This is a genomic window from Pseudoclavibacter sp. VKM Ac-2888 (genome assembly GCF_015351285.1).
GTDB lineage: Bacteria > Actinomycetota > Actinomycetes > Actinomycetales > Microbacteriaceae > Pseudoclavibacter.
Map to the genome: position 1 here is coordinate 751,160 of NZ_JADKSM010000001.1, position 23,312 is coordinate 774,471.

Sequence of the window (23,312 nt, forward strand, 5' to 3'; positions counted from 1 at the left end):
AGTGCAGACCGCGGCCTAGAGACGAGCAATAAGCTTCGAGTGACAGCGGGACGTCGGTCCCCCGAGGAGATGCGATGCGTTCGATACTGGGTTGGGTCCGCAGGGCAAAGAACTCTCAGTCCGCTTCCCCGGAGTTGCAGGGCACACCCGACTTGGCAGACCCTCGCCTGGCTGCCGCGATGATCGTGACGGTCCTGCGGTGGTCGGAGTGGTGCCACCGGCGTATTGACCGGTACGAGGCCGAAGGCGGCAATCGCGGGCGAACGAAGCACTCGATCGACATGACGCTGCCCCTCGACACGCGACTGGCCTACGACGTCAGCCAAAGAAGCGCAGTCCGGCCCAGTGACGTCAAGGGGTCCGTGATTGCGCCGCTGGCCCTCCTCGCCAAGGAACCGCTCCACGAGTTCGATGTGAGCCTGTCTGGCACCGGTTCCGTTCCCATGCTCACGCGATCCCAGAACGAGACGCTCGTGGTCGCGATGCTGGTTGAGGCCTATGGACGTGTGCTCGGAGACGAACCGCATCCGCTTCTTCGCGAGGCACTCGGGCACATTGTCGCCGGCACTGGCTCCGAGGCATGGCCTGTGGCCGTTGAACTCACTGAGCAAGGAACCTACAAGAATCACGCGCTCTTCGAGCCAAGCCGAATCGACACCAAGCTCCTCTACCTCACTCGTGATCTCGCTTCCGGTTTCCTCCTCTGCGTCCTTCTACCGAGCGACGCACTCGGCATCAGGTCGCTCGTGAAGCTCTCCCATCTCTGGCGTACGGACACACATCGTGCCGGCTGGTGGGCGAGGAATGTGGAATCGGTTCACGACTTCGAGCTGACCATGACAGCCGCAAGTGACGCTGAGTCCTACCACTTCGAGTTCATTGTCCCTAGAGGTGTCCACTGCCGCTATCTCGCGATCCCGGAGGGCGACGCCGCTGGCGATCGCCACCTCATGAAAGAAGCGCGCGACACCACCGTGCATCTGCACGCGAACTACGCGGAGCCACCAGGGCCCGCTCGAGTGGTGCTGACCAGCATTGGCAGCGCACCCCGGAGGATGGCATTTTGGTGGATCGTCGCCACAGCGATCCTCTGCTGGGTCCTCGTATCGTGGGCGAACTTCGAGCAGCTTGTGACCGGCGGCGGGAGCGGAGTCAGTCTCTTGCTCTCGCTCCCCGCGCTCCTCCTAGGCGTCGCTGCCGCGCGTTTCGGCCCAACTTTGGCAGACGCCCTGAACTGGCCATCTCGTCTAGCAGCGGGTGTGTGCGCTGGCCTCTTGTTCGCCGAAGCCGCGGGGCCCCTGATCATGCCCTCAGGACACGCGCTCTGGCTCTACTGGCTGAGCACAGCGGGGATCGCCACCGGTCTGCTCGGGGTGGCCGTGTTCCAAACGCTCTTCGCACGCCAACGCATGGCCTCGAAGTTGACGAATCTCGGACCGAAACGTAGATGATGCCAGCCTCGACGCATAGACTCCCCGCATAGGAGGTCTGCCATGGACAACGAACGAACCGTCAAGCACACCAACAACAACGTCAAGGGTTGGACCAAGAACCCCACGCGCGTGATCGGCATCGCCATCCAGCGCGAGGCACCAAAGCCCGACTCGAAAGTCGTCCGCTCAGAGGCGCTCTGGTCCAAGACCGGCAAGGCGTCGACCAAGCGCTACGTGTAGACAGATTGGCCACACCACTCCACCAACGGCCCAGCACATCGACGCTGAACGCGACGTGCTGGGCCGTTGGTGTCAGGGGTGGATAGCAGGACAGTGAGTGGGGTCTGAGAGAGATCAGGCACCCCGAGCGTCTCGACGAACCTCGTATTCTGCTGACCATGACGATCAGGATTCGCCAAGCGTTGCCGGGAGACATCAACGACGTGCGCTACGTCGGCACCATCGTCTGGCCATCCACCTACGGACCGGACAAGGGCGCCTCCTATGTGATGGCGGGGCTGGACAAGTTTTGGAGTTTTGAGGCAATCGCGTCCGCGATCCAAGCGGGCAACATCGACGTTGCGGAGTCGGAAGCCGGCGTCATCGGCATGGTTCACGTCGAGAACTTCGGCGACGATCTGGTGATGTGGAAGCTGTACGTCCTTCCGAACCAGCAGCGCAACGGAGTCGGGAGACATCTGGTTGGGATCGCGAAGGACCGCGCGCGCGTCCAGGGCAAGCGTCTCTTGACTGAATACGATTTGAGCAACGGACGCGTCCGCGACTTCTACCTGCGAGAGGGCTTCCGTGATGCTGACGCCCCGTGGCCCGGAGCTGGCACCGTCTGGCTTCGTTGGGATGCAGCTTCGAAGGCGCGGAACGACTGACCTTCTCCATGCCAACTCGCTGAAGCGGCCCAGGAGGGCCGCCTGATAGTCCCGCTGTGGAGCTGCGGCACCACGCCACCGGCCCCAGCACATCGACGCAGAACGCGACATGCTGGGGCCGGTGGTGAGAGGAGTGGTGGCCTGGGCGACGTTCTCGCGAGCGTCGAGCTGCTGGACTCGCTGTCGAGTCACTCCGAGGGTCTGCGCGGCCGCCTCGACGGGGCAACCAGCGTCGCGGAGACGGTGGACCGCATCGCGTCGAAGCGCCGAGGCACGATTGAGAATCGCCCGACTTTCCGCCTCAGCGTCGCCACCTTCACCGACAGCTTCGTGACCTCATCTGCGACCACGACGCGCACGTTGACGTCCCCCTCGGCGAGTTCGACACGAGCCACCCTGCAGCGAGCGCACGCGGACTTGGCGACGCCTTGGCGACGATCGCACGGCCGGCGGGGCCAGGTGAGGTGAGCATTCGGAATGCGGATTGTCCACCATCCACCGGTGTCGTGGGTCACAAAAACCTCCGCGCTTGGGATGGTGTGTGTGGTGGCCCGCATCCTGCACGGAGGTTTTCCTTTACGTCAGCCAGTCATAACATCCTGAGGCAATACACCTGGCGCGCTTGATTTCAGCGACACTGCGCCTCGGACGCTTCGCGGGGATCTTGCGCAGGATCCTCGCGCGCTGCGAGTCCCGGCTTGCGTTCATGTAGCCATCGATGCTCCAGCCGCAGTCCTCCGTGTTGAGGCAGCGGATCTGGGTGCGCTTCGTGCCGTGGCCGCTTGGGTTGAGCTGGCAGGCCGGGCACGCCTGCCCGTGAGCTCCATGGACTTCCTGTAGTTGCCCTCGGCCCCCGTGAAGTGGCCGGTGATCCAGCCCCGGATTTTCACGCGCTGCCCGAACTCGCCGAGAATGATGTTCCAGACGACGCTCACCATCTTGTTGGCGAGATCGTCGCTCTGGAGCACCTGCTCGTCGGCGAGGGCCTGCACGATGCGCGCGGCGACGTCGCCCCCGGAAGCGGGCCGGGCTGGGTACTGGGCCAGCGTCTCGTCGATCTTGCAATTGACCGATTCGTTGGCGGTCCAGGCGACCGCGACCGTAACGGCCAGGAGTCTGGTGGGCACAATGTGGGCGCTCCGCCTGGGCCTGATCGGGCGGGCGTCAGAACCGGGCTTGATCCTGGCAACGGTGGTGGTGGTCTGCTGTCGGCGGATCGAGATGAGAAGTGGAGTGGAGACCTCGAGACACAGGGCGCCCCGTATGGTTTCTCACCGGCAGGACGCGCAATAGCGGTTGTCCGTGCCGGCGGCTCGATGCGAGACGCTTCCTGGTCTAACCCGTGTGCTCGCTGACGCTCTTGATTCCTCCCCCAAAGCGGCTCCGTTGCTCGGTTGTCCCCGCTGTGCCACTGCCAGCGGCGCGCAACCCACCGTGACGTCCAATCATCGTGCCCAGATGCCTAACGTTGAAGTAACGATGCATTGCAAGACGTTTCAAACCGCGCTTACCCGAGTTTTTCCTGCGCGAGACCTCCGTCAGCGCTGAACAAATGTGCCACCGAGCACCCGGGACCGAACGGGTTGGATACGTTGAAATGAATGCAAGGTGACACCGAGAACGGAGATAGAGATGTTCGCTACACCGGAAAACGGATCCCTCAACACGAGTGAATTGGCCCAGTACCGACGACTTTCGACTCGACCTAAACTTGTCGTTCTATTCGCTGCTCTGCTGATTGCACTGTCGAGCGCCCTCTTCGCACCGCAACAGGCGCAAGCAGCTGAGACTGACTGGAACATTCGAACGACGTTTATTTCAGGCGGTGGTGACGATGTTCCCCTTCGCTGGGGACGCGCAGACACTCAGGGTCAGGTAGGCACCGGCTGGAATCACATGGTGTCTCGAGGCCATGCCAGCGAGGCGACGTACAACAGTTGGGTCGGGCACATCGAGTACGTTCTCGACACCTGCAACCCGAACTTCATCGCAGGCAAGGCCACCTGTGCCCGTCAGATGGAGGGCAACCCCGACTACCAGTACGTTGTGGTCTTCACTGACCGCGTCGACCCAGCAAGTGGAGACGGGCGACCTGTGGGCGTGGTGACCGCGTACCTGCAACAATTGAACTGTGGATGCTAACGACATGAACGACTTCAGAGAGCAAGTACGCCAGTTCGCCGAGAAGTTTGTCAGTGAAGGCGACAACGCCAGCCGCATGTCCGTCGAGCCCGACGGCAGGGTGGATGAATACGGGGCCTGGTTGAAACTGCGGGCTACACACAGGGGCGCTGAATACACCTTTGAACGTGTCGTTCGGTCAGCGGACGCAGGTCCTGATTCACCCAGTGCTGAATCAGAAGCAATCTTCCTGATTAGCGCATTCGAGGAAGAACTGGCAATGCTCCCGCCGCGTCCCAAGGACCCGACGGAGGGCGAAGCATCACCGAATACCGTCGCGCTGTGACGCACAGACGCCACTCCTCATGACTCTCGTGAGGGGTGGCTTCTGCGTTGACGGCGATCGCGAGAGCCTTTAGCGGTCAGAGGCTCACGTCAAGCCTCGGTCACTTCCGAGGACAGTGACAGCGGGCCCTTCGACCATGAGGGCTGGGAGTGCAGGGAAGACCTGAAGCGTCGCGTGGAACCCGTGACGACGACCACCTAGCAACGTATACCGATGTATAGCAAATTGCTATACATCGCTAGATTCATTTCCTTCCGGAACGCCTGGTACTCCTCAAGGGGCTTGGTGGGCATGTCGCGCTCCCAGTCGATGTGGCTCTGCGCGCGGCGTGCTACGTACCGGTCATAGTCAGCGCGTTTCTGGTCGGTGACCGCGTCGAGCCCGGACACTGGACGGGGATCACGTCGTCGGCAAGAACCAGGCTCCGCAATCCGCGCCCTCGTCGAACGCACCACCAGAACTATCCGTCTCCTCCACATCACCGTGGAGGATGGCAGTGTCACTCTCCACGCGGCGCCCAGGCAGAACATCTGCGATCTCGCTGCGACCGCGTTCCGGGCAATAAACTGGAACCAGGGCATCGAAATCTCCCGCACCGCACAATCGCGACAGGGGTCGACAGTGACGTGTTCTTCGCTGACGCGCACTCACCCGGTAGATGGGATCGAACGAGTAGACGAATAATCGCCTGCACCAGTACTTCACCCAAGGGAAGGGGCCTCAAAGCCCACCGTTGAGCGGCCTAGGACGAGCTCAATGAACTCTCACGACCCGTTTTCAACGGCTGCACACCAACCCAGCTCATCACCGAGCGACTAGCCTCGAACCAGAACCGAGCTTTGCAACGATGACGAGAACCTGCCACGGCCCCGGGGGGTGAATTTCGCTCACCCGGTGACAAGGGGTGCTGCGACGAAGTCACCAGGTCCGGGGACCCCACCGGCCCCTGCACGTCGACGCAGAACGCGACATGCTGGGGCCGGTGGTGGGAGGGGTGGCTAGCGGTCGAAGCAAGTGTCGACCTGAGGCCTCACGAGAGTGGGGCCTTCAGCGCATCTAGGCGTCCTAGGGTTAGGCGACCTCAGCCGCGGCTTCAGGGGCTTCCCACTGCCAGAGCACAGTCGCTCGGGTTCGAGGGTTCGCCGATTGCACGACATAGAAAGCCCGGACCGCGGGCAGTCCAGACCTGGATACTCTGCGTACATGGAGCATTCTGCAGGCGAAGTCGTGAAAAGAGTCTTTTCCTCTCTGGCGGACAGCCTCCTTGGCGCGCGGCCCGTGTTCATCGGATGGCTGATCCTGGCGGGCGTGGCTGCGGATTGTGTCGTGGCCGGCCTGTTGATGCAGCAGACCGGCCTGCAGGTGCTCGCAGGTGTCCTTGACTTTCTACACCTGCCGAGTTCCGCCGGGAACTTTGCCCGAGGCGTGGATGCTTGGGCGGCCTCCACGTTCGCCCATGAAGTTGGCCACATGTTCGCTTCGGTCGTCATCGTAATCTGCTGGGTCGTCATCTTAACCGGTCGCAGGTCCGGCAACCTGCCGCGGACGCCGAGTCCTGCGACGCTGTGGATCATGCTGTTCTTTCTGCAGAGCGCCGGCTTCTCATGGCCTGCAGGCTTCCTTGTCGTCGCTGCTGTCGCCTCCATCGCCGTCGTCTGCATTTGGCGCCGAAATGGGTACCCAATGGCGCTTCTGCTGCTCGAGCTGGTCGTCGTTCCGGTCTATCCCCTACTCATGACCGGGCCTCTGTTCCTGGACACCGAACGGAACGACATGAAGAAGCGTTCGCAGGCATGACGCATCCGATCGCCACGCAAGGCCTCAGGTCACCAAACGCGAGAGGTAGGCACCGGAGTAGTTGAAAACTCCTAGAGATCGCCGGGGACACGCCGAGGCTTCCGGATTCGAGGTTCGAACGCGACAGTTGCGTCTTGAGCATGCAGATACGGCCCCTTAGCCGAACGTTTCAAGGTACCGAACCCGATCACGTCGCGACCTGCAAGCTCGGCAACCGGAGGGTTCCCGAGCCGCCGCAGTGTCTTCGCGTCGATGAGCAGGCCGACCCCGTCCCTCGAACCGGCCAACGTCAGTCGAACGCCCTCGAACTCTGTAGTGTTCGCTCGCTGGATCGTTCCCCAGAGGATGTAGTCGCTCCCCCGCTTGTCCGGCTTGGGGTCTCCAGCGTGGTGGATGACACTCGCGGCCGTCACGATTCGCGAACCCAGTTCGAGCTCATCGTCCAGCCGGACTTCGCTTCCGCGCAGGTCACCCAAGAGCGTGCCGAACGACGTGGATCTCGGGGCCTCCGCTGCTCCTCCACCACCCTCAGCGCGGAGTCGAGCGGTCCTCGTGCCTGGATCCTTGTCGTGCGGGCGGCGACGCCCGTTCGGCCCAGATGACGGCGCCGAGAGTGTCATCCGCATCTTGCGAACTCGTCCGAGCGGCACCTGCCGCACCTGTCTGCCGGCATCACCCTCGCGATCGGTCGAGCGCTCAGACCCGTGGTCGCACCCAGGGCCATGGTGCGCTGCGAAGGCGGGGTGCTTCACCGTGCTGCTCATCGCGGTCACCCACGCCTTCGCCTCGCACGCCTCCCCATCCAGGAGATACCCAGGGCACCAGAGGTCGGGATAGGTGATGAGGCCTCGGAGCGCCTCGACGGAGACGCGCCGGCCGTCGGCGTTGATTGCTGAGTCCATGAAGCTGTTTAGATCAACGAGCGGACGCGCGGGTCCGGTCGTCAGGGCCATCAGATTCGACATCAGCGCCGAGCGGACGCCACCCGACGAACGCAAACTCGCTGCCGTGCATCTCCCCTCGGATCCGCCAACCATCCTCAGCGCTGCCGAAGAAGTCTTCGAACGAGAGAATTGATGTATCTGAGACATCTGCAGTGACTTCCACGGCGCCGAGCGCAGAAGCCTGTTCCCATGAGTGGATCGGGCTTCGAATCTCAGTCTCCTCAAAGCGCCTGAGCGAGCAGAAAAGCCGCGCTTCCGCGCGATCCCCGCTGGGCTTGCCACGAGGGTCGGCGATGAATGAGAACGTCTGACCGGCTGCAGCTGGCCGGACACACCACCAGACGTCGTCGGTCCCATACGCGTCGGGAATAGCCCTGAGAATCACAGCAATGGTGTCGAGGTCTTCGCGACTGGTGATCTCCCAGTCGAGGTCGAGTCCTCGAAGATCAATGTCGAACGTGTCCTCAGCGTCGTTCCGATAAGACGCAGACGCCGAAGCGCTGTCGAAGTACATCTGTACCTCGATCTTCCGTGGATCGCCGTCCAGGGTTCCATCGGCGCGAGCTTCGACGAGAGACCACAGAGCTTGTTCGTGGTCGATGTCGTCGAAAATCTCCTCGGCGATTCCACCATTAATCGCGACGCCCGATGCAGCTTCGGAGGATTCGTACGCGCGAGGGTGAGCAAAAGTTGGCTCGGTGTCTGCGGTGGCTTCTTCGAAAGGCTCATGGGGCTGCATGGCAGGAACCTATGCGCACCGCCACGCCGGCAGCAAGCGGGTTCCCTCAATTGTTTCTAGATGCTCCGTATTCGGGAGGAAAATCCGTGAAACTGCTCGCCAGTCAACAGCGATTAAGGCGACCGGGGCAGGAGACGTTTGCATCCATCGTGCGAGTTTGCAGACCCCTCCCGGTGTGTACGGCGCGAGCAGACGCTTACATTAGGAGGGCGACCACCGGCCCCAGCACATCGACGCAGGACACGACGCACCGGGGCCGTGGGCGGGAGCTATGGCTACTGGTCGAACGCAGCCTTAGACCACTCGCTGAGGCGATAGCGGCTTGCGAGCTCTCCGTAGTTGAGATGCTCTTTGTCCTGCGGCACTGGCATCGCCATCAGGTGATTCTTAAGACTGTCGTCTTCGAGGAGGCCTCGAAGACGAACCATCTGGAACACGCGCGCGTAGATGCGGGTCTTCAGAGGAGAGATAGACGCCCCTCCGGGCCAGCGTTCGGCCAGCTTCTTGGACGCGTACCGGTCGGCGTAGTCGTCCTTGCGAGTGTCAAGCTCGGCTTCGACCTCATCGGCAGACGCGGCGCGGAACCATGCAACCACATCGTCATCGTTCTCGAAGGCGAGAAGTCCCTCGCGGCGCAAACTCTGGTAGTCAAGGTTGCGCGCGGTCAAGTAGCAGGTGTTAACGCGGGCAAGCGTTTCGTCGTCGATCGGCTGCGTTGAAAAGAACGCGTGGAACTCGTCGAGCGACCCGTTGAATGCTTCGGGATCGGGGAAACGGAAGCTGCCGCGCGGGTCGCTTGGTGGGAATGACATCGGGATGACCTCCGCAGGTCGTTGGTGTGTTTGCTCACCAAACCTACCTAGGTCGTCGCGTGCGGACTCCCTCCGCGTCAGTGCCTCCCTGCCGCTTGCCGGCTGTGCCATCGACATGTCAGTCCTCACTCCTCGACGTTGAGCTCATTGGGCTGAGTCGTGCCCTGCTGATCGCCTGAGCCCGTCTTGTTCTTCTTGTTGTCCGTGTCCTGCTTCTGGGCGGCCGCGAACTTCGTCGCGACGCTTTCTGCGATGCGCTCCTCGGAGGCCTGAGTCTTCTCGGCCGCCTCGTCTCGGGCGGCGCGTTCAGCTTCCTTCGATTCCTTCCTTGCCGCCTCCTGCGCGTGCGCATCCCGGTACGCCTGGAGTCGGTCTGCCTGGTGCTCGCCCTTCCTGGTCCCGGCGAGGTAACCGCGGGACTTGCCGATGGCCTTGTGTGCGGCGAATGCGGCGATGGGTGCTGCGGCGAGTCCGCCGGTGAGGCCGATCGCTGCTGCTCCGGCTCCGACCTTCGCTGCGGTCTTCACGCGGCTCATCGTCTTCGGGTCGTTGTACGCCTTCACCGCTCCCGCTGCGATCTTGCGTGGTGCAGCCTTCGCTGCCGCGCGCATCCGGCCGGGGGCTGCGTTCCAGGCCGCTTTGGAGTCGGCGATCGCCTTCGTGCCTCGGGCTTTCGCGGCCGCGGTTGCCATGCGCGCTGGCGTGGAGTCGTTGCGGAGCTCCAGCAGTTGCGAGCGGGTGGCGGTGGCGAGGTTGATGCCTCGGCTAGCGGCAAGTGACTGGAACCGCTTCTCGCGTGCCGCCTCGAGTGCCGCTCCGACGCCCCTGCTGTGCTTGAGGACCATCTGGCCTTGCGCGTTCCGCGCGACACGCAACTGTTTCGCGTTGTGCTGCGCCGCCGCCAGGGTCCCCGTCTTCCCGCGCGCCAGCGCTGCGCCCGCCGCTGCTCGGTAGCCGCCGCCGTCTCGAATACCTCGGTGGCTGGAGAGGGCCTTGCGTCCGGCCGCGCCGATGCCTCGGCCGAGGAGGCCAGCGCCGGCGACGGCGGGGAGTACGGTTGCGCCGGCGAGGCCGCCCTTGCCGTCTGCCTTCGCGTGTCGGAGGGCCGCGACCTGCTCGGCAACGGTCCCCTGCGCTGCTGGCGCGCCGAGCGGTACGGTGACCGCCTCGCCGCCGACGCCTGCACCAGCACCAGCTGCCGCGCCACCCACTGCACCACCTGCGACTGCTCCTGCGCCGGCCGCGTCTCCTGCGGCCGCGTTGGCGAGCTTGGTGCGGCGCTTGCCGCCGCCCATCGCACCTTCGCGGGTGCTGGGTTCCTGTGGCGAGCCGAACTTCTGCAGCTGTTCTTTCGCTGCGCGGGTGAGTCGTCGTGAGCCGCCTTCGATGGGGTCGCCGTCGCCGCGGCCTATGCCGCCGAGCATGGATCCTGCGAGGCCGCCGCCTCCGGCTGCTGCGGCGTTGGCCCACAGCTGCCCGCCCTTGATGGACATGGGGCTGGGGAGGCGGAAGACCTTCTTGAAGATGAGGTTGAAGCCGATGAGCGCCATGGCGGGGGCGAGCCCCATCCACGCGAGTGCCCAGATGGAACCTCGGTCGAAGAGGCTCGCGCCGACCGACATGAGGAGGTTCGTGAAGATCACGATGAACGTGAGGATGAGGACGGCGCCGGCGGCAAATATCTGCGAGCCGATCATCTGGAACGTCGTTTGTTTGACCTTGTTCCAGCCGTTGGCGGTGAAGAGGCCAGCGATGAGGACGAGCATGAGCGCGAGAACGTAGAAGAGGCCGAGGAGCTTCGCGATGATCGTGCCGACGCAGACGATGCCGAGGGCGATGATCGTGGCGAGCGACCCGAGCAGGTAGATCAGCGCGGAGCCGGAGCCGCCGCCGCCGGTCCATCCGCCGTTGAGCGTGAGGAGGTAGTCGCGGATCGCTTGCACGTCCTCGGGGTTGCTTCCCTCGGCTGTTGCGGAGACGGCCTTTTCGATGCCTGCCGGGGTGCCGTCGACGTCGAAGATGTCGGGGATGTCTGCGGGGTCGCTGCCGTTGGTGCCGTTCCACCACTGCTCGCAGTCCGTCTGCTGAATCGCCTTGTCGTCCTTGGTGTACTCCTTCGCCCATGCCGGGTCGACGGTCCAGGTCGCGCCCCAGTCGGTGGTCTTGCACGCGGCCCAGGCGGTCATGCCGGCCATGCGGTTCGCGTTGTTGTCGAACGAGAGGAGGTTCATCGCTGCTGCGCCCTTGTCAGAGGTGCCGCCCTGCGGTCGGGTGACGCGGTTGAGCTCGGCGCCGTTGTACCCGTCCGCTCCCTTTTCGGCGACGGTGCGTCCGGCGTCCATGCGGGTGAGCTGGACCCCGATTGGGGTCGACGCGTTGGTTTCGAGCATGCGGCAGTAGACCTTGTCGGCATAGACGTTGGAGCCGAACTGGACGGTCTTGTATGACTCGAGCCCGGACGTCGACCAGAGGTCAGAGAGAAGGAAGCTGAGCTGGACGCGGCTCTGCGTCAGCTGGTTGGAGGAAGACCCGACCACTCGCGAGGCGTCTGCACGCATGCCCTGGACGTATTCCTCGCAGGTCATCTTGCCGAGGTCCACCGGTGCCTGGTTTCGCCATTCGAGGTCGGCGGAGTCGCGGACGAAGTCGCTCTGCACGATGCCGGCGAGCCCGGACGCGAGTGTGTTGATGCCGCTGTTGGTTGTTGAGATGACCCAGCCGGGCGAGAGCACCCCGGGCTTGTAGTCGTCGCCGGTGCCGGTGGATGCGGCGGCGCCGTTGCCTGCGATCCCGATGACGGCGAACAGGACGAGGACGCCGGCGACGCGTTTGATGCCGCCCTGGCCACCCATGCGGGTCGCGCGGACAGCGCTGAACACCGCGATGACGACCACGATGACGATGGCGATGATGCCGACCGGGCCGAGGGCGATCTTCGCGAGGCCTGCGGTGAAGCTGTCGAGCCCCGCGCCGAACCCGTTGATGGGCTCGAAAGCGAGCGCGAAGTCGTAGAGACCCTGGAGGAGCATCCACAGCACGGCGCCGCCTTGCATCATCCAGCTCGTGCCGGTCGAGCGGGACAGGTTCGTGATCATCGCGCCGATGTCGAAGGAGTTTGAGTTGTGCAGGGTTCCCGTCGCGTTGCCCCACTCACGCAGGAGCGAGTACGCGAAGTAGAAGTCGAGGTTGGGTTCAGCTTCGTCCGCCATCACCAGGATTCCGCCGTCTGGCCCGATCGCAACAGGGACGGACGCGATGGCGGCGGCCGCGGGGGTCGCGAAGAGCGCGAGGATGGCGACTGCGCCCGCCCAGGAGGCGAGGGTGCGGATGCGGGTGCGTGGCATGCGGGGTTCCTGGTTCTCAGTCGTCGAGGACGGCGGTCGCGGAGCGGCGTGGGGCAGTCGGGTCGGTCGGGGCCTTGTGCCCGCGCGGGGCCCGCCGCAGCGGGGCCTCGTCCGGTTCCGGCGTCTCCCCCGGCATGACGTAGCCCCCGCGCGGCTTCGTCGGGGCAGTTCGGTCGACGCCGATCACGGATGGGATGAAGTCGATGATTTCGGGGCGGACGAGCTCTTCCCCGTTGACGAGGATCCGGTTCGTACGCTTCGCCGCGCCTTGGCCGTTGCGCTGCAAGAGGATGTCGGTCAGGGTCCGGCCGCGCTTGGCACCGATCGACGCGTCGAGTGCCTTGAGTCGGGACACACGCAGCGCCTGCCGCTTGGTCGAGCGCATACCGATGAGGAAGAGCGTGACGGCAATGGCGAGGACGGGGATGATGAGGCCGGCGATGCCGAGGAACGCGATGCTGGGGAGCGCGACCGGGAGGGTCGCGCCGAGCACGATGAGCACCAGGTACGTGGTGCGTCGGTCGGTTTCGACGGTCATGAAGATCATGCGTCGCCCGCGGTTGCGTCTCTTCCCGGTGACCTCGGTGAGGTCGTACATCGCCGGCATCGTCGTCTAGCCGCCCATGTTCGCGGCGAACCAGGACAGTCCGCTCGAGATGAGGGTGAGCAGGCCTTGGACGATCGCGAGCACGAGCGGGACCAGGATCTGGAGGGCCGCGAAGAACAGGCCTGCGAGGAGCCCCATGACGGGGAACCCGCCTGCGCCTCCGGACCGACGCTTCCACAGCCAGGACACGATTACCCAGACAATGAGGCCGACGCCGAAGACGGTGGCGAACGTCAGGAGGCCCTGGCCGACGCCGCCGGAGAGGCTGATGAGGTTGTTCCAACCGCCGACGAGGCCGACGCCCATGAGCGGCGGGAGTGAGGCTCCGGCGAACGTCGACGGCGCGGTGCCGCCGGCGAGGACGAGGAGGGTGGATGCGAGCGCCATGTCTGGGCCTTTCGAATTCAGCGGGGTGGCGGTGCTGAGGTGTGAAGTTGGTTCCTCGCCCTATGCGCGAGCGAGCGAGGAACTCGAAGGAAGCGGTTACGAGGTCTCGGGAGTGGCTTCGGGTTCGGGCATGCGGGCGGTACCGAGCGCGGACGCGTAGAGGCGGTCGGCGTACTTCGGCTGGGCGATGAACGCGGACGCGATCGTGCGCAGCTCCCGCAGCGTCTTGGACTTGGTCCCACCGAAGGGGGCGTAGAACGCGTCCGTGGCGGCCTCCGACGCGGACCCGTCGTTGATGGCGAGCGCGAGTCCTGCCGCTCCCCCGTCGAACTGCTGGACGACGACGCCTGACGCCGTGGCCTCCTTGTGCGGCAGCGACTGCGCGGTCACCGTCGGCGCGCCCGTTTGCTCGGCGAGGGTGTTCCACGCGTTGTCGGGGGTGAGACCGAAGTCGGCGGCGACGGGCTTCTTGTGCCCAGCCTTGCGCTCGAGCAGCTCGTACCCGCCCTGTGCCGCTTCGAACTCCTCCACCTGGAGCAGCGGGTTCGTGTCCTGGGCAAAGGCCTGCGGCGCCGCGAACGCGCGCGCCTCCATGAGCTCGCCCATCTCGAACCCGACCCCGTCCGAGGAGGTGCCGACGAGCTGGTTCACGGACACGTTCGTCTGCCGCTTGTGGAACTCGAGCGTCGGCTTCTTGTCGCCGAACTCCTCCTCGCGGATGCGCATGGCTTCGCGGTTGCGTTCGCCGTTGTTCATCGACCGGCCGTGCAGCTCCTGGAACTTCACGTCCGACTGTTGGAGGAGCGCGGTCGCCTTGATGTCGCGGTGGTCGATCTTCTGCTCACCGAACATCACGTCCTGGCTGGAGCGCGGGATCATCTGCAGCAGCATCCCGCCGTGCTCGCGCAACGCCCGGTGCAGGTGCAGCGGCGTCCGGTTCTCCGGCTCACGCTTGAGCTGGTCCGTCCAGAGGCGGTTCGCGAAGTACACGAGTGCTTCCTGGGCGATGTCGTCGACGTCTTCCTTCGACCACTTCCGAGAGCCGGCACGCTTCATGACTGCGCCCTTGAACGTGTCCAGCACCTCCCGCATCTCCTCGGACGTGACCGACGGGTCGAACAGCGGGCCCGTGGGCGCCGAGTGCGGCTGATGCCCGAACTGGCCGGCCTGACTGACGCCGTTGCCCCGGTGCGCTTCACGCCTCGATGCGTGCGCGTCCTGTCGTACTGCTGCTGTTGCACCCATGGGTGGGGCCCTGCCTTCCCGCTCTGGTCCGTCTCGCAGGCACTGTGTGCGGCGAAAACGCGGACTCCGTCGGGACTTCTATGCGCGAACGGGGGCAGGACGGGGATCGGGGTGAGGAGCGGTGGCGGTGGGCATCCTCATTCAGGGCGGCCGCGAGCTCCTCCCCGCATAGATGGACCATGACAACCGCATCGCCGTCCACGCTCCGCCCCGCCCCGCACGTCCCCGCCTCGTACGTCCCGTCACCGATCGAGGACCTGGTGCGCGAGCACGGGTTCACGTCCGTCCCGACGCTCGCGTCCGCTGACGCCGACATCGGAGCGTTCGGGATACTCGCCGTCGAGCACGGCCCCGAGTCGACTCCTGGCCAGGTGGTGACGCTCGCTTCGGCTATCGCGCAGCACACGGGTATGGTCGCGAAGATCCGCATCCTCGACGGCGACCGCTCCCGCACCATCACGGCAACCCCGACGACCGTTCGGGAGCGCTGATGGCCGCGAAGAAGAAGGTTCTGCATCCCCGCCCGATCCTCGAACCGGGCGCCCGTGTCGTCGGCATCGACCTGTCGCTGAACAGCACTGGTGTCGCGGTGATCGGCCCAGACGGCACTTTCGAGCACGTCGGCACGGTCCTGGGGACAGCGCCGCACGCGGGCGACCTGGTGAAGCTCTACGCCCGTCTCGACGCGCTCTTGGACGGCATCGAAGCCCTCGTCGGCGGGTTCCGGACCAGCGACCTCGTCGTCATTGAAAAGGCCCTCAGCCACCACTCCGGCCCGTACGGGGAGATCCTCGCGAACTGGCACAACGTCGCTGGCAGTCTCACGCGCCGCGGCATCACTGTCATCCCCATCGCCCCCGGCACCCGCGCCGTGTACGGCTCCGGCGGGGGCAAGAGCGACAAGTCGCAGGTCGTGCTGCAGGTCGAGCGCCGCTTCCCCACCGCCCGGGTCGCGAACAACGACGAAGCTGACGCCGTGGTCCTCGCCGCCATCGGCCGCCACCTCGCCGGCTGCAGCATCGAACCGGCACCACTGCCGGCCACGCACCTGTCAGTGGACAAGCTGTTCGAGGCGCAATGAGAGCCAACCGCTCCGAGAATCGTGCCAGGTCATTGAATCCGTCCGATTGCATCTAGGCGGAAACGCTGGCTCTCAATAGCATCGGTTCGACATAGGCAATTCACAGACAAGGATGCTCGTGGGCAAAACAAAAATGCTGCTAGTTCCGACGGTCCTAGCGACTGTCCTGGTCGGAGGAATGCTGAGCGGTGCGTCGCTGGCGCCGACTCCGGCGGTCGCAGGTGAGCAAGAACTCGACATGACGAACCTGAAGATCGTCGAGAATCTGGACGAGCACGGGAGGTGCCTGTTCGATCACCAGGTGTACCCCGGTGGGGGTGTTGGATACAAGGACTCTTCCCTTCCCTACGACGACTTCGAAGAGGAGGGTGATCGCCTCCTCAACACGCTTCGAGCGGAAGTGCTGAGGAACAACTCCTCTTCAATCCTCGACGTGTTCTCGGATCCCGAAGCCGACGGACTGCGCGTCATCGTCGTCGGGGAGAGAAAAGCTGCGGCGGAGGGCAACACGGTCGACCAGCTACTGGCGAAATCTACGCCTGGGCAGCAAGCTCTTGACGGTCTGCGAAAAATGGGCGTTCGAGTTGACGTGGAACACACCGCTCAGCTCAGTCTCGAGTCCGCTTGCGAGGTTGAGGCGCGCGTGAAGTCCGCCGCCGAACAGCCCGAGACCCGATCAACGTTCTTCTACAGCGTGAACGCAGCAGAGGGACGATTGAAGGTTGTGGTTCCGAAGGGAAACACAGCATTCGCGGACACCATCACGAAGCAGGACGGCGACAAGGTTCTGCTCGAGTACGTCGATGGGGAGCTGGAACAAGCGTCACGCGGCAACGGAAATCCCCGCATGGCTGGGGCGTACATGAAGTCTTGGACCGGCAGCTGCAGCACAGCGTTCCGGGTGAACTCCAACAAGCTCATCACGAATCATCACTGTGACCGAGCGGGCGGCGCAAGTTGGGGTGCGTGGTACGGGTCCCAAGCAATGGGCTTCACGAGCCAGAACCTGTGGACCGCGAACGTCGACATCCAGCTCCTGCAGTCGGCGGGTTCGTATTCGGGACGGATGTATACCGGCCAAGGCGTTCTGTACGGCGATTCAAGCTCGTCCCTGCCCGCCTACGGAATCTACCCGACCTACCTACTCAAGCAGGGTGACAATCTCATCTTCTCAGGAGGCTTGACCGGACAAGCGAACGCGACCTACAACACGGACGTAGGATGCGCCTACCTCGCCGACAAAAACGGGAATCCCTGGTGGACATGTCAGATGTTCCGGACGGAACTGCCAGGGGGGATCGGCACCCAGGGCGACAGCGGAAGTCCATATGCCGCCTACGACCCGGCCAATGGGCGAGTCATTCCGGCAGGGATCCACACCGGCGGGCAGGGCGGGGATACCGCCTGGCACAATAACCACTCTGGCTTCGCCACGCATATGCTTGCAATTTCCTACCTCTACGGTGGCGCGAACATCGGTTGACCAAATCGGGTGGGCAGGGCGCTCCCTGCCCACCCGGCTGGGTTGTTGACAACCAGAAAGGAACGACAGTTGAGAACACCAGAGCTACCGCGTTCGCGCCGGATCCGCGCGGCTAGGTTCAGTATCGTCGCGATGACCACGGTTGCAGCGCTTGGCGGATGCGCTGCGACCTCCGGCGGCACTGCACTGCAACATGCGCCGGTCGAAGTGTCGGCGAAAGAGATCCAAGACAGCCCCGAGCTTCAGCAGATCTATGAGGCCATTCCGACCGACGGAACCCCCTACGCATATCGATCCCCAGATTCAGCGAGTTTCGAGATCGCACGCTATCCGACTGGTGGACAGTGTCCTTACGTCGTCGACACGGCAACGATCCAAGATGAACTCGTCCATGTTTCGTTCGCTGAACTTGACGCGGGCACACTCTGCACCTCGGACTTCAGCGTCGGAGTGGAAGGATTCGAGCTACCCACCGAAGTGATGCACCGGGCGATCACGGTCGAGATTCAGTACCCTAATCAGGAGGATTTCTACCTCTACGAGCTTCCTGCGACAAGCGAGTAGACAGTCCAACAGCCCGTCGCTGTAGCCGGTAGCCGCGCCGAGGGTCACTGTAGTCACGTCTTCAAGGGCGAAACTGTCCCCGTCGTCCGGGAAGAGATCTCAACGCAAGTTCGAACAGCAAGGCCAGGATCATGCCCTCTGCCGACATCACTTCGTCGAGGCGCGGTTCAGTGCAGGCAAGCAGCGCGTCGTCGTTTCTGAAAGACCTTCGCTGGTGCCCTTCCTCGCTGATCAGGAACCGCCAGAAACTCTGAACAGGTCCTGGCAGGCTGGCCAACGCCGATGCTTGAAGGGTGGTCCCAGCACATCCGATGGGGTGGCGGGAGGGGCCCTGGGGGCTTAGGAAACCGACTACACCGAGCAGGTTGGTGGAGACAGCCCTACGCTCCGGCCACCGGCTTGAGCCCGACGAACTGCATCCGGTTCTCGCCGTAGAAGCAGGACTGGAGCGCGAGCTCGCCCTGCAGGCCCACGAGCTCGTCGGTGGTGACCCAGTGCTTTTCGGTGTTGCGGACTTCCACGACTTCGTACGTGCCGGGGCGGCCGTCGATGGTGAGCTGCGTGCCGACGCTCCAGCCCAGGACGACGTCGCCGCCGCAGTTGTTGTGCGCGGCGTACACCGGCGGCACGTGCTCTGCGGACTGGTAGGAAACCATTTCGATGAAGGTGCCGTCGCACCAGTCGAGTTCGTCCTGCCCGCCCTGCACCCCGAGCGCCACGGACGGGAGCACTCCCTGGGCTTCCGAGACGGACGCGGACACGTCGTTGACGGCGCCGCGGACGTGCCCGTACCCCTGCTCGATCGTCTGCGGCGCGGTGAGCGCCAGGATGAGGATGCCGGCGCCGGCGACCATGGACGCGCCGCCGAGGACGTTGCCGATGATGCGGCGGACCTTGCGGCCGCTCGGAGCGGGCTTGCGGGCGTGACGGGGAAGCTGGTCGGTCTCGGCAGTGGTGGTCATCGGGGCCTCTCGGTGCGGGAGCCGACGGGAGTGTGGCCGGCTTCGGTCCTATGCGCGATCTGCTCTGAGCGCGCTTGTGAAGTGGTCGCGGATCTCGTCGAGCGGGATCAGTCCGGTGCCGTGCTCGCCTCGAGCTCGCACCCACGGTGGCCCACAGACCAGCGACAACGACTGCAGCTGCGCGCCGAACAGTGCCCCGTACTGGCGGACGACGCTGTCGACGATGACGGCTTCCTCGGCCGTGAGTCGTTCAGCGTTCCCGAACGGCCAGGCCGTCACGGAGTAGTCGCGGCGGTGGAGCTTGAACAGGTGGGAGCTGACAGGGCCCGTCGACCACGCGTGGTGCAGTTCCGGGAAGAGCGGCTCCCCGCGCAGGCCGAGGCTCCAGCCTTGCGCGAGGTAGACGAGCGCTTGCAGTTACGAGGTCGAGACTCGGCGTTCGAACCGGTCGATGGTCGCCGCTGCGACGTCGTGCACGCTGGCCATAGCCGCTCCTCTCGGGTTCGGCGGTCGCTCGTCCTATGCAGGGTCATCGACGGCGAACTTCGCCCGCGTGATCCTCGTGATGTGGTCGTCTCGGTAGATCTCGTGGTCGCTGACGGTCGCCCGCTCCATCTGGAACGTCGAGCCTGGTGTCGCGTCCATCAGCTCGACGGGCGGGTTCGACGCCTTCCAGGTGAGCAGGTGCCCGTCGTCGTCGATCATGCGGATGTACCAGTTCGGCTTCGGCCGGTAGCCGAACGAGCCCGGGACTTCGGTGACGCCGAGGACCTCCATGGTGCGTGGCGTGAGCTTGTCTTTCGGGTTGCCGACGAACTCCTGGCGGATGCGAGCTCTGGTGGCGTCCTTCGCGGCGCGCTGCGCGGCCCATTCGCGGTCGCGGCGGAAGCTGGCGATCGCGGAGGCGGCGAGGCCGACGTGCTTTGCGTTCACGTATCGGCGGCCGTCATCGCTGGTCTGGAACACGCTGCGGAGGTTCCGGAGGTACTCGTTGCCGGCATCCTCGGGGATGGTGCTCGCCCACGCGTAGACGTCGTCGACGAGCTGGCGTTCCTCGTCCGTGGCCGCGTCGTCGGCGCCGGTGCCGCGCTCGAGGGCATCTCGCACCGTGTCGGCGGTCGCGGGGACGCCCATCCATTTCGCGTCGGTGCGGGAGACGTAGTCGGCGCCGGAGTCGCTGGCGCGGATCGCGGCGAGCATCACGTCGCCGGCCGCGTGGAGCGACGCTGACGATGACTGCGCCCACTCCTCGTCGACGTCGATCTTCTCGAGCGGGTCCGCGTAGAGCGCGTTGAACCCAGCTGGCGAGTGGCCGAGGAACAGGTCCAGGCAGCTCGATCCGAGCTGCTGCTGCTCGCCCGTGGCCTCGTTCGTGACGGTGAACATCTTCGTGCGGTGCCGGTTGGAGCCGCAGTGCCCGCACGTGATCCCCTCGGGCGCGCGGCGGTCGCCGGACGCGTTGAACCGGGAGATGAACGCGCCAGACTCGGTCGCCTCGTGGGAGCCGTCGAAGCGCCACCCGTTCGCCGCGAAGTCCGGGCGTTCGAGCCTCACCTCGTGCATCTGGACCATGAAGCCGCGGTCGTCACGGACGAGCTTCGGCTCGCTCATGAGGGTGAACTCGCCGTCGATGCCGTGCCGATGCAGACGCCGGTTCGCGAGCTCAACCAGGTGGTGCGCTCGTTCCAGCGTCCCGTCGGTGAACAGGCCAACAGCCGTGTCGTCAGCGGCGTCGATGTCCTCCAGGTCCCGGTCGTCCGGGTCAGCCTCGAACGCGGCGGGCGCGGAGTGGGCCTGGTAGCCGAACTCCCCCGGCTGGGTGCCATGCCCGCGCGCTGCTTCGCGGCGCGGCACTGCGGCGGTCGTGATCATCGTCATGTCCGGCTCCTCTCGGTGTCGGTGGCTATGCGGGGACTGGGGCTACTCGAGGATGAACTCGCCGTCATCGCTGAGCGCGAGACCGAGCTCCCCGATCGTCGGGTTCAGCTCTCGGCTGAGGTGGTCGAGGCGAACAGCGATCTCCCGCGCGCGAGCGTCGGTGCCGATGCGCTGGCCGCCCACGAACCCGTCGCCGATCTGCCCGAGGTACCAGTCGCCGGCTGCGTCGCTGAGGTCGTAGTTGTACTTCGCCTCTGCTTCGCGCAGCAGCGGCTGTGCCTTGTCCCGAAACGCATCCCACTCCTCAGTGATCTTCTCCTTCGCCGCGTCGGAGAGCGTGTCCACGGTCGAGTCCTCTTAGATTGCGAAGTCGTTTGGGTCCATGTCACCCTCGTCGCGAGCGTGGGCGACACCATCGTCGATGAGCAGCTCCTGCACGTGGAACTCAGCGTCGTGGAGCTCATCCTCGTCGTACGAGTCCTGGCTGTGGTCCTCGTCCCAAGAAGCCGTCACCGCACCCGTGTCGTCACGGCGGAACTCGAACACCGGTTCGTCAGTGGTGCCGCCCAGCGCACTGACGCGGTCGGCGTAGAGCTGCCCGATCTCACCCTCGAAGTTGTCAAGGCCGAGACGCTCAGGGATGCTCGCGTCAGCGATGGCGGGGCTGTACCAGCGCGTGGCAACCGTCGTCTCCGTCACGCGCAGGCGGGGCGCGCCGTCCTCGCCCGTCTCGACGATGCCGCGCAGCGACTGGAACGTGGGTCCGTGCGCGCTCGTCATCGCCTCGTCGAGCCGGCCTGCGATTTCGTCCTGACGGGACTCGAGCTCGGCGGCGGGGTCTGCGAAGTCGGCGGGCGCGTTGTGCGCCTGGTGGCCGAATTGGCCGGCGTGGGCGACGCCGTTGCCGCGGGCGGACTCGCGGCGGGCATCAGTTGCTGCGTGGATGGTCATGGCGAAGGGCCCCTCTCGTTGGCTACCGGCACTGTGTGCGGGGGCGGCGAGGTGAAGCGACAGGGTCCGGCACTGCAGGTGGATTCTCTGATCATCGTGTGGACTGGGAGTCTCAACCCTGGTCTGTCGCTTGGGACAAGAAGAATGCTAGAAACGATGACATGCCGATCTATCCGGACGCACATGCCCTGGGGCGTATCGACGTCGTTGACCTCGCTGATACAGCGGCCCTGAGCCAAGACGTCACTCTCGACGTCGAGGCAGTGCAAGCCGCTTGGCCAGACTTTGAAAGAGGTTTCGACTCACTCCAGGGCCGCAGGATGATGGGCCTGGTATTCGGCGAAAGCGGCGTCTACCGCTTGGCGTCCGTCCGCCTAGAACGAGATAACGCCAACTCGTTCAAGCTTGACGAAACGACAATCCCAGGCGGCGCCTATCTTCGTCTCCGACTTCGTGGCCGTGCGCCGGGCATCTACGAGCAGATCTCGCCTGCTTTCGATGCACTCTTCGCTCTCGCAGACTACGACACCACCCGACCCCACATCGAGTACTACAAGCGAGAGGGTGAAGTGGACTGCCTCGTTCCGATTCTCCCCGTCTCAAGCGAGTAGACGAGAGCGCGGGCAAGGGAGGAGCCCCACCCGATCGACGACTGGGCCTCGTCGGGTCAGCTGTCCTGCCAGCTCGGCACGTCTGCATTACGTCAGCATCTGCCGTGACGCCGCCTCGACCTGTGCGAGGGCCTTTTCCGGCAGGTGGTAGCTCGTCAGCTCCCCGATGAGGCGCTGCGCGCGAGAGTACGCGTGGCGTCGTTCCAGGTCGGACGAGCCGGAGTTCTCGGCCATCGCGAGGAGCGTGCGGATCTCGGCGACCTTCTTGCGCTCCTCAGCCGGGATCCCCGCCTGGCCGAGTATCTTGGCGTGCCGGTAGGCGGCTTCCCAGGCGAGCGCGAAGTCGTCGACGGCTTGCGCGTATGGGTGCCATGCGGTGTTCGTGCGCTCGAGGTTCTCCTCGGGCATGCTCACCTCGGCGGAGGTGGCGGCGTTCATGGCGCGGAACATCGCCGCAGTCGTCGGCACGTTCACGTCGGTCAGGGCGGGGTAGCTGAACAGCATGTCCCAGTCCGTCTCGGCGTGCAGCACCTTCGCCTCGAGGGAGCGGTGGCGTTCCTTGAGCTTCGCCCACCTGCCTTCCGCTTCCGCACGGGCCTTCGCCAGGCGCCGCTGCTCCGCTCGGCGTTTCGCGAGCTCCCGACGCCCGAAACCGACCGCAAACCAGACGGCGGCGAGCACGAGGAGACCGAGCGGGATCAGCCACAACGTCTCGAGGTTCTCGACTCTCGGCAGCACGATCGGGTCGGACTCGACCGGTGGCGTCGGAGTGGCTGTCGGCGTCGCGGTGGCCGATGGCTTCGCGGTTGAGGTGGGCGCCGGTTCACCGCTGAGGGTTCGAAGCATCCGTGTGAGGGTGTTGAACAGGGTTGGAAGGAGCCACCCCATCAGCATCAGAACGATGCCGCAGATCGCCGAGAAACCACCACCGCCCCCGTACTCGCGGCGACTGACCCAGCGGAAGAGACCGACAGCCGTCACGAGCCCTCCCACGGCAACCATCAGGACGCTCGCGATCGTCAGTATCGGCGCCAGGGAGTCAGACATAGGAACGTCCTTTCATGGAGAAGACCGCAGGCCGGGTTCGGCCTGCGGTCTTCTATGCGGGGACGCTGATGCG

At 64.8% G+C, this 23,312-nt stretch carries 25 protein-coding genes; 11 read left to right on the plus strand and 14 right to left on the minus strand.

What is annotated here, in order from left to right; genetic code table 11:
* Positions 1-74: 74 nt before the first annotated feature.
* The 3 genes from ITJ61_RS03615 (at position 75) to ITJ61_RS03625 (ending at position 2,320) form a co-directional block, all read left to right on the plus strand.
* Positions 75-1,451: a hypothetical protein gene (locus tag ITJ61_RS03615; protein ID WP_194685469.1), complete on the plus strand. Its 1,377-nt coding sequence runs from the start codon at positions 75-77 to the stop codon at positions 1,449-1,451.
* Between the two features lie 42 nt (positions 1,452-1,493).
* Positions 1,494-1,673, plus strand: a complete 180-nt coding sequence (locus tag ITJ61_RS03620) for a hypothetical protein (RefSeq protein ID WP_194685470.1) — start codon at positions 1,494-1,496, stop codon at positions 1,671-1,673.
* Positions 1,674-1,831: 158 nt separating this feature from the next.
* Positions 1,832-2,320, plus strand: coding sequence for a GNAT family N-acetyltransferase (locus tag ITJ61_RS03625; protein WP_194685471.1), 489 nt, complete (start codon positions 1,832-1,834; stop codon positions 2,318-2,320).
* A 704-nt stretch (positions 2,321-3,024) separates the two neighbouring features.
* On the opposite strand, the gene ITJ61_RS03630 is transcribed toward ITJ61_RS03625, so the two are convergent.
* Positions 3,025-3,447, minus strand: a complete 423-nt coding sequence (locus ITJ61_RS03630) for a hypothetical protein (RefSeq protein ID WP_194685472.1) — start codon at positions 3,445-3,447, stop codon at positions 3,025-3,027.
* A 505-nt stretch (positions 3,448-3,952) separates the two neighbouring features.
* On the opposite strand from ITJ61_RS03630, the gene ITJ61_RS03635 reads away from it, so the two are divergent.
* From ITJ61_RS03635 to ITJ61_RS03645, 3 genes are all read left to right on the plus strand, one after another.
* Positions 3,953-4,462, plus strand: a complete 510-nt coding sequence (locus ITJ61_RS03635) for a hypothetical protein (RefSeq protein ID WP_194685473.1) — start codon at positions 3,953-3,955, stop codon at positions 4,460-4,462.
* Between the two features lie 4 nt (positions 4,463-4,466).
* Positions 4,467-4,787: a hypothetical protein gene (locus tag ITJ61_RS03640; RefSeq protein ID WP_194685474.1), complete on the plus strand. Its 321-nt coding sequence runs from the start codon at positions 4,467-4,469 to the stop codon at positions 4,785-4,787.
* A 1,203-nt stretch (positions 4,788-5,990) separates the two neighbouring features.
* Complete coding sequence (locus ITJ61_RS03645) at positions 5,991-6,584, plus strand: hypothetical protein (protein ID WP_194685475.1); 594 nt, start codon at positions 5,991-5,993, stop codon at positions 6,582-6,584.
* Between the two features lie 71 nt (positions 6,585-6,655).
* Here ITJ61_RS03645 and ITJ61_RS03650 read toward each other — a convergent pair whose 3' ends face one another.
* The 7 genes from ITJ61_RS03650 to ITJ61_RS03680 all read right to left on the minus strand — a co-directional run bounded on the left by ITJ61_RS03650 (position 6,656) and on the right by ITJ61_RS03680 (position 14,662).
* Positions 6,656-7,486 (minus strand): hypothetical protein, encoded by an 831-nt coding sequence (locus tag ITJ61_RS03650; protein ID WP_194685476.1) that lies wholly within the window; start codon positions 7,484-7,486, stop codon positions 6,656-6,658.
* Positions 7,487-7,499: 13 nt separating this feature from the next.
* Positions 7,500-8,267 carry a hypothetical protein gene (locus ITJ61_RS03655; RefSeq protein WP_194685477.1) on the minus strand — a complete coding sequence of 256 codons (768 nt, stop codon included), beginning with the start codon at positions 8,265-8,267 and terminating at the stop codon, positions 7,500-7,502.
* 275 nt (positions 8,268-8,542) lie between these two features.
* The gene (locus ITJ61_RS03660; protein WP_194685478.1) at positions 8,543-9,079 is read right to left on the minus strand and encodes a hypothetical protein; all 537 of its coding nucleotides are present in this window, start codon (positions 9,077-9,079) and stop codon (positions 8,543-8,545) included.
* Between the two features lie 125 nt (positions 9,080-9,204).
* Complete coding sequence (locus tag ITJ61_RS03665; protein WP_194685479.1) at positions 9,205-12,423, minus strand: hypothetical protein; 3,219 nt, start codon at positions 12,421-12,423, stop codon at positions 9,205-9,207.
* A gap of 16 nt (positions 12,424-12,439) precedes the next feature.
* Positions 12,440-13,021 (minus strand): hypothetical protein, encoded by a 582-nt coding sequence (locus ITJ61_RS03670; RefSeq protein ID WP_194685480.1) that lies wholly within the window; start codon positions 13,019-13,021, stop codon positions 12,440-12,442.
* A 15-nt stretch (positions 13,022-13,036) separates the two neighbouring features.
* Positions 13,037-13,417, minus strand: coding sequence for a hypothetical protein (locus ITJ61_RS03675; protein WP_194685481.1), 381 nt, complete (start codon positions 13,415-13,417; stop codon positions 13,037-13,039).
* Between the two features lie 96 nt (positions 13,418-13,513).
* The gene (locus ITJ61_RS03680; RefSeq protein ID WP_194685482.1) at positions 13,514-14,662 is read right to left on the minus strand and encodes a hypothetical protein; all 1,149 of its coding nucleotides are present in this window, start codon (positions 14,660-14,662) and stop codon (positions 13,514-13,516) included.
* A gap of 179 nt (positions 14,663-14,841) precedes the next feature.
* On the opposite strand from ITJ61_RS03680, the gene ITJ61_RS03685 reads away from it, so the two are divergent.
* From ITJ61_RS03685 to ITJ61_RS03700, 4 genes are all read left to right on the plus strand, one after another.
* Positions 14,842-15,153 carry a hypothetical protein gene (locus tag ITJ61_RS03685; protein ID WP_194685483.1) on the plus strand — a complete coding sequence of 104 codons (312 nt, stop codon included), beginning with the start codon at positions 14,842-14,844 and terminating at the stop codon, positions 15,151-15,153.
* Positions 15,153-15,743 (plus strand): hypothetical protein, encoded by a 591-nt coding sequence (locus tag ITJ61_RS03690; RefSeq protein WP_194685484.1) that lies wholly within the window; start codon positions 15,153-15,155, stop codon positions 15,741-15,743. The genes ITJ61_RS03685 and ITJ61_RS03690 overlap by 1 nt, the downstream gene beginning before the upstream one ends.
* Before the next feature lie 238 nt (positions 15,744-15,981).
* Positions 15,982-17,226: a hypothetical protein gene (locus tag ITJ61_RS03695; protein ID WP_194685485.1), complete on the plus strand. Its 1,245-nt coding sequence runs from the start codon at positions 15,982-15,984 to the stop codon at positions 17,224-17,226.
* 132 nt (positions 17,227-17,358) lie between these two features.
* Positions 17,359-17,790, plus strand: a complete 432-nt coding sequence (locus tag ITJ61_RS03700) for a hypothetical protein (RefSeq protein ID WP_194685486.1) — start codon at positions 17,359-17,361, stop codon at positions 17,788-17,790.
* Positions 17,791-18,170: 380 nt separating this feature from the next.
* Here ITJ61_RS03700 and ITJ61_RS03705 read toward each other — a convergent pair whose 3' ends face one another.
* The 5 genes from ITJ61_RS03705 to ITJ61_RS03725 form a co-directional block, all read right to left on the minus strand.
* Positions 18,171-18,752 (minus strand): hypothetical protein, encoded by a 582-nt coding sequence (locus ITJ61_RS03705; RefSeq protein WP_194685487.1) that lies wholly within the window; start codon positions 18,750-18,752, stop codon positions 18,171-18,173.
* 48 nt (positions 18,753-18,800) lie between these two features.
* On the minus strand, positions 18,801-19,169 hold the full coding sequence (locus ITJ61_RS03710) for a Panacea domain-containing protein (protein WP_194686679.1): 369 nt from the start codon (positions 19,167-19,169) through the stop codon (positions 18,801-18,803).
* Positions 19,170-19,271: 102 nt separating this feature from the next.
* Positions 19,272-20,630, minus strand: a complete 1,359-nt coding sequence (locus tag ITJ61_RS03715) for a hypothetical protein (RefSeq protein WP_194685488.1) — start codon at positions 20,628-20,630, stop codon at positions 19,272-19,274.
* A gap of 42 nt (positions 20,631-20,672) precedes the next feature.
* Positions 20,673-20,975 (minus strand): hypothetical protein, encoded by a 303-nt coding sequence (locus ITJ61_RS03720; RefSeq protein WP_194685489.1) that lies wholly within the window; start codon positions 20,973-20,975, stop codon positions 20,673-20,675.
* A gap of 12 nt (positions 20,976-20,987) precedes the next feature.
* A complete protein-coding gene (locus tag ITJ61_RS03725) occupies positions 20,988-21,581 on the minus strand; it encodes a hypothetical protein (RefSeq protein WP_194685490.1) in 594 nt (197 codons plus the stop codon).
* Between the two features lie 161 nt (positions 21,582-21,742).
* Here ITJ61_RS03725 and ITJ61_RS03730 point away from each other — a divergent pair, with 161 nt between their 5' ends.
* Positions 21,743-22,192 carry an AraC family transcriptional regulator gene (locus ITJ61_RS03730; RefSeq protein WP_194685491.1) on the plus strand — a complete coding sequence of 150 codons (450 nt, stop codon included), beginning with the start codon at positions 21,743-21,745 and terminating at the stop codon, positions 22,190-22,192.
* 87 nt (positions 22,193-22,279) lie between these two features.
* Here ITJ61_RS03730 and ITJ61_RS03735 read toward each other — a convergent pair whose 3' ends face one another.
* Positions 22,280-23,239, minus strand: coding sequence for a hypothetical protein (locus ITJ61_RS03735; protein ID WP_194685492.1), 960 nt, complete (start codon positions 23,237-23,239; stop codon positions 22,280-22,282).
* Positions 23,240-23,312: the final 73 nt, after the last annotated feature.

Coding starts and splice junctions, on each gene's coding strand:
- ITJ61_RS03615 (WP_194685469.1), top strand. CDS start 75: ATGCGTTCGATACTGGGTTGGGTCCGCAGGGCAAAGAACTCTCAGTCC.
- ITJ61_RS03620 (WP_194685470.1), top strand. CDS start 1,494: ATGGACAACGAACGAACCGTCAAGCACACCAACAACAACGTCAAGGGT.
- ITJ61_RS03625 (WP_194685471.1), top strand. CDS start 1,832: ATGACGATCAGGATTCGCCAAGCGTTGCCGGGAGACATCAACGACGTG.
- ITJ61_RS03635 (WP_194685473.1), top strand. CDS start 3,953: ATGTTCGCTACACCGGAAAACGGATCCCTCAACACGAGTGAATTGGCC.
- ITJ61_RS03640 (WP_194685474.1), top strand. CDS start 4,467: ATGAACGACTTCAGAGAGCAAGTACGCCAGTTCGCCGAGAAGTTTGTC.
- ITJ61_RS03645 (WP_194685475.1), top strand. CDS start 5,991: ATGGAGCATTCTGCAGGCGAAGTCGTGAAAAGAGTCTTTTCCTCTCTG.
- ITJ61_RS03650 (WP_194685476.1), bottom strand. CDS start 7,486: ATGGACTCAGCAATCAACGCCGACGGCCGGCGCGTCTCCGTCGAGGCG.
- ITJ61_RS03655 (WP_194685477.1), bottom strand. CDS start 8,267: ATGCAGCCCCATGAGCCTTTCGAAGAAGCCACCGCAGACACCGAGCCA.
- ITJ61_RS03660 (WP_194685478.1), bottom strand. CDS start 9,079: ATGTCATTCCCACCAAGCGACCCGCGCGGCAGCTTCCGTTTCCCCGAT.
- ITJ61_RS03665 (WP_194685479.1), bottom strand. CDS start 12,423: ATGCCACGCACCCGCATCCGCACCCTCGCCTCCTGGGCGGGCGCAGTC.
- ITJ61_RS03670 (WP_194685480.1), bottom strand. CDS start 13,021: ATGTACGACCTCACCGAGGTCACCGGGAAGAGACGCAACCGCGGGCGA.
- ITJ61_RS03675 (WP_194685481.1), bottom strand. CDS start 13,417: ATGGCGCTCGCATCCACCCTCCTCGTCCTCGCCGGCGGCACCGCGCCG.
- ITJ61_RS03680 (WP_194685482.1), bottom strand. CDS start 14,662: ATGGGTGCAACAGCAGCAGTACGACAGGACGCGCACGCATCGAGGCGT.
- ITJ61_RS03685 (WP_194685483.1), top strand. CDS start 14,842: ATGACAACCGCATCGCCGTCCACGCTCCGCCCCGCCCCGCACGTCCCC.
- ITJ61_RS03690 (WP_194685484.1), top strand. CDS start 15,153: ATGGCCGCGAAGAAGAAGGTTCTGCATCCCCGCCCGATCCTCGAACCG.
- ITJ61_RS03695 (WP_194685485.1), top strand. CDS start 15,982: ATGACGAACCTGAAGATCGTCGAGAATCTGGACGAGCACGGGAGGTGC.
- ITJ61_RS03700 (WP_194685486.1), top strand. CDS start 17,359: ATGACCACGGTTGCAGCGCTTGGCGGATGCGCTGCGACCTCCGGCGGC.
- ITJ61_RS03705 (WP_194685487.1), bottom strand. CDS start 18,752: ATGACCACCACTGCCGAGACCGACCAGCTTCCCCGTCACGCCCGCAAG.
- ITJ61_RS03715 (WP_194685488.1), bottom strand. CDS start 20,630: ATGACGATGATCACGACCGCCGCAGTGCCGCGCCGCGAAGCAGCGCGC.
- ITJ61_RS03725 (WP_194685490.1), bottom strand. CDS start 21,581: ATGACCATCCACGCAGCAACTGATGCCCGCCGCGAGTCCGCCCGCGGC.
- ITJ61_RS03730 (WP_194685491.1), top strand. CDS start 21,743: ATGCCGATCTATCCGGACGCACATGCCCTGGGGCGTATCGACGTCGTT.
- ITJ61_RS03735 (WP_194685492.1), bottom strand. CDS start 23,239: ATGTCTGACTCCCTGGCGCCGATACTGACGATCGCGAGCGTCCTGATG.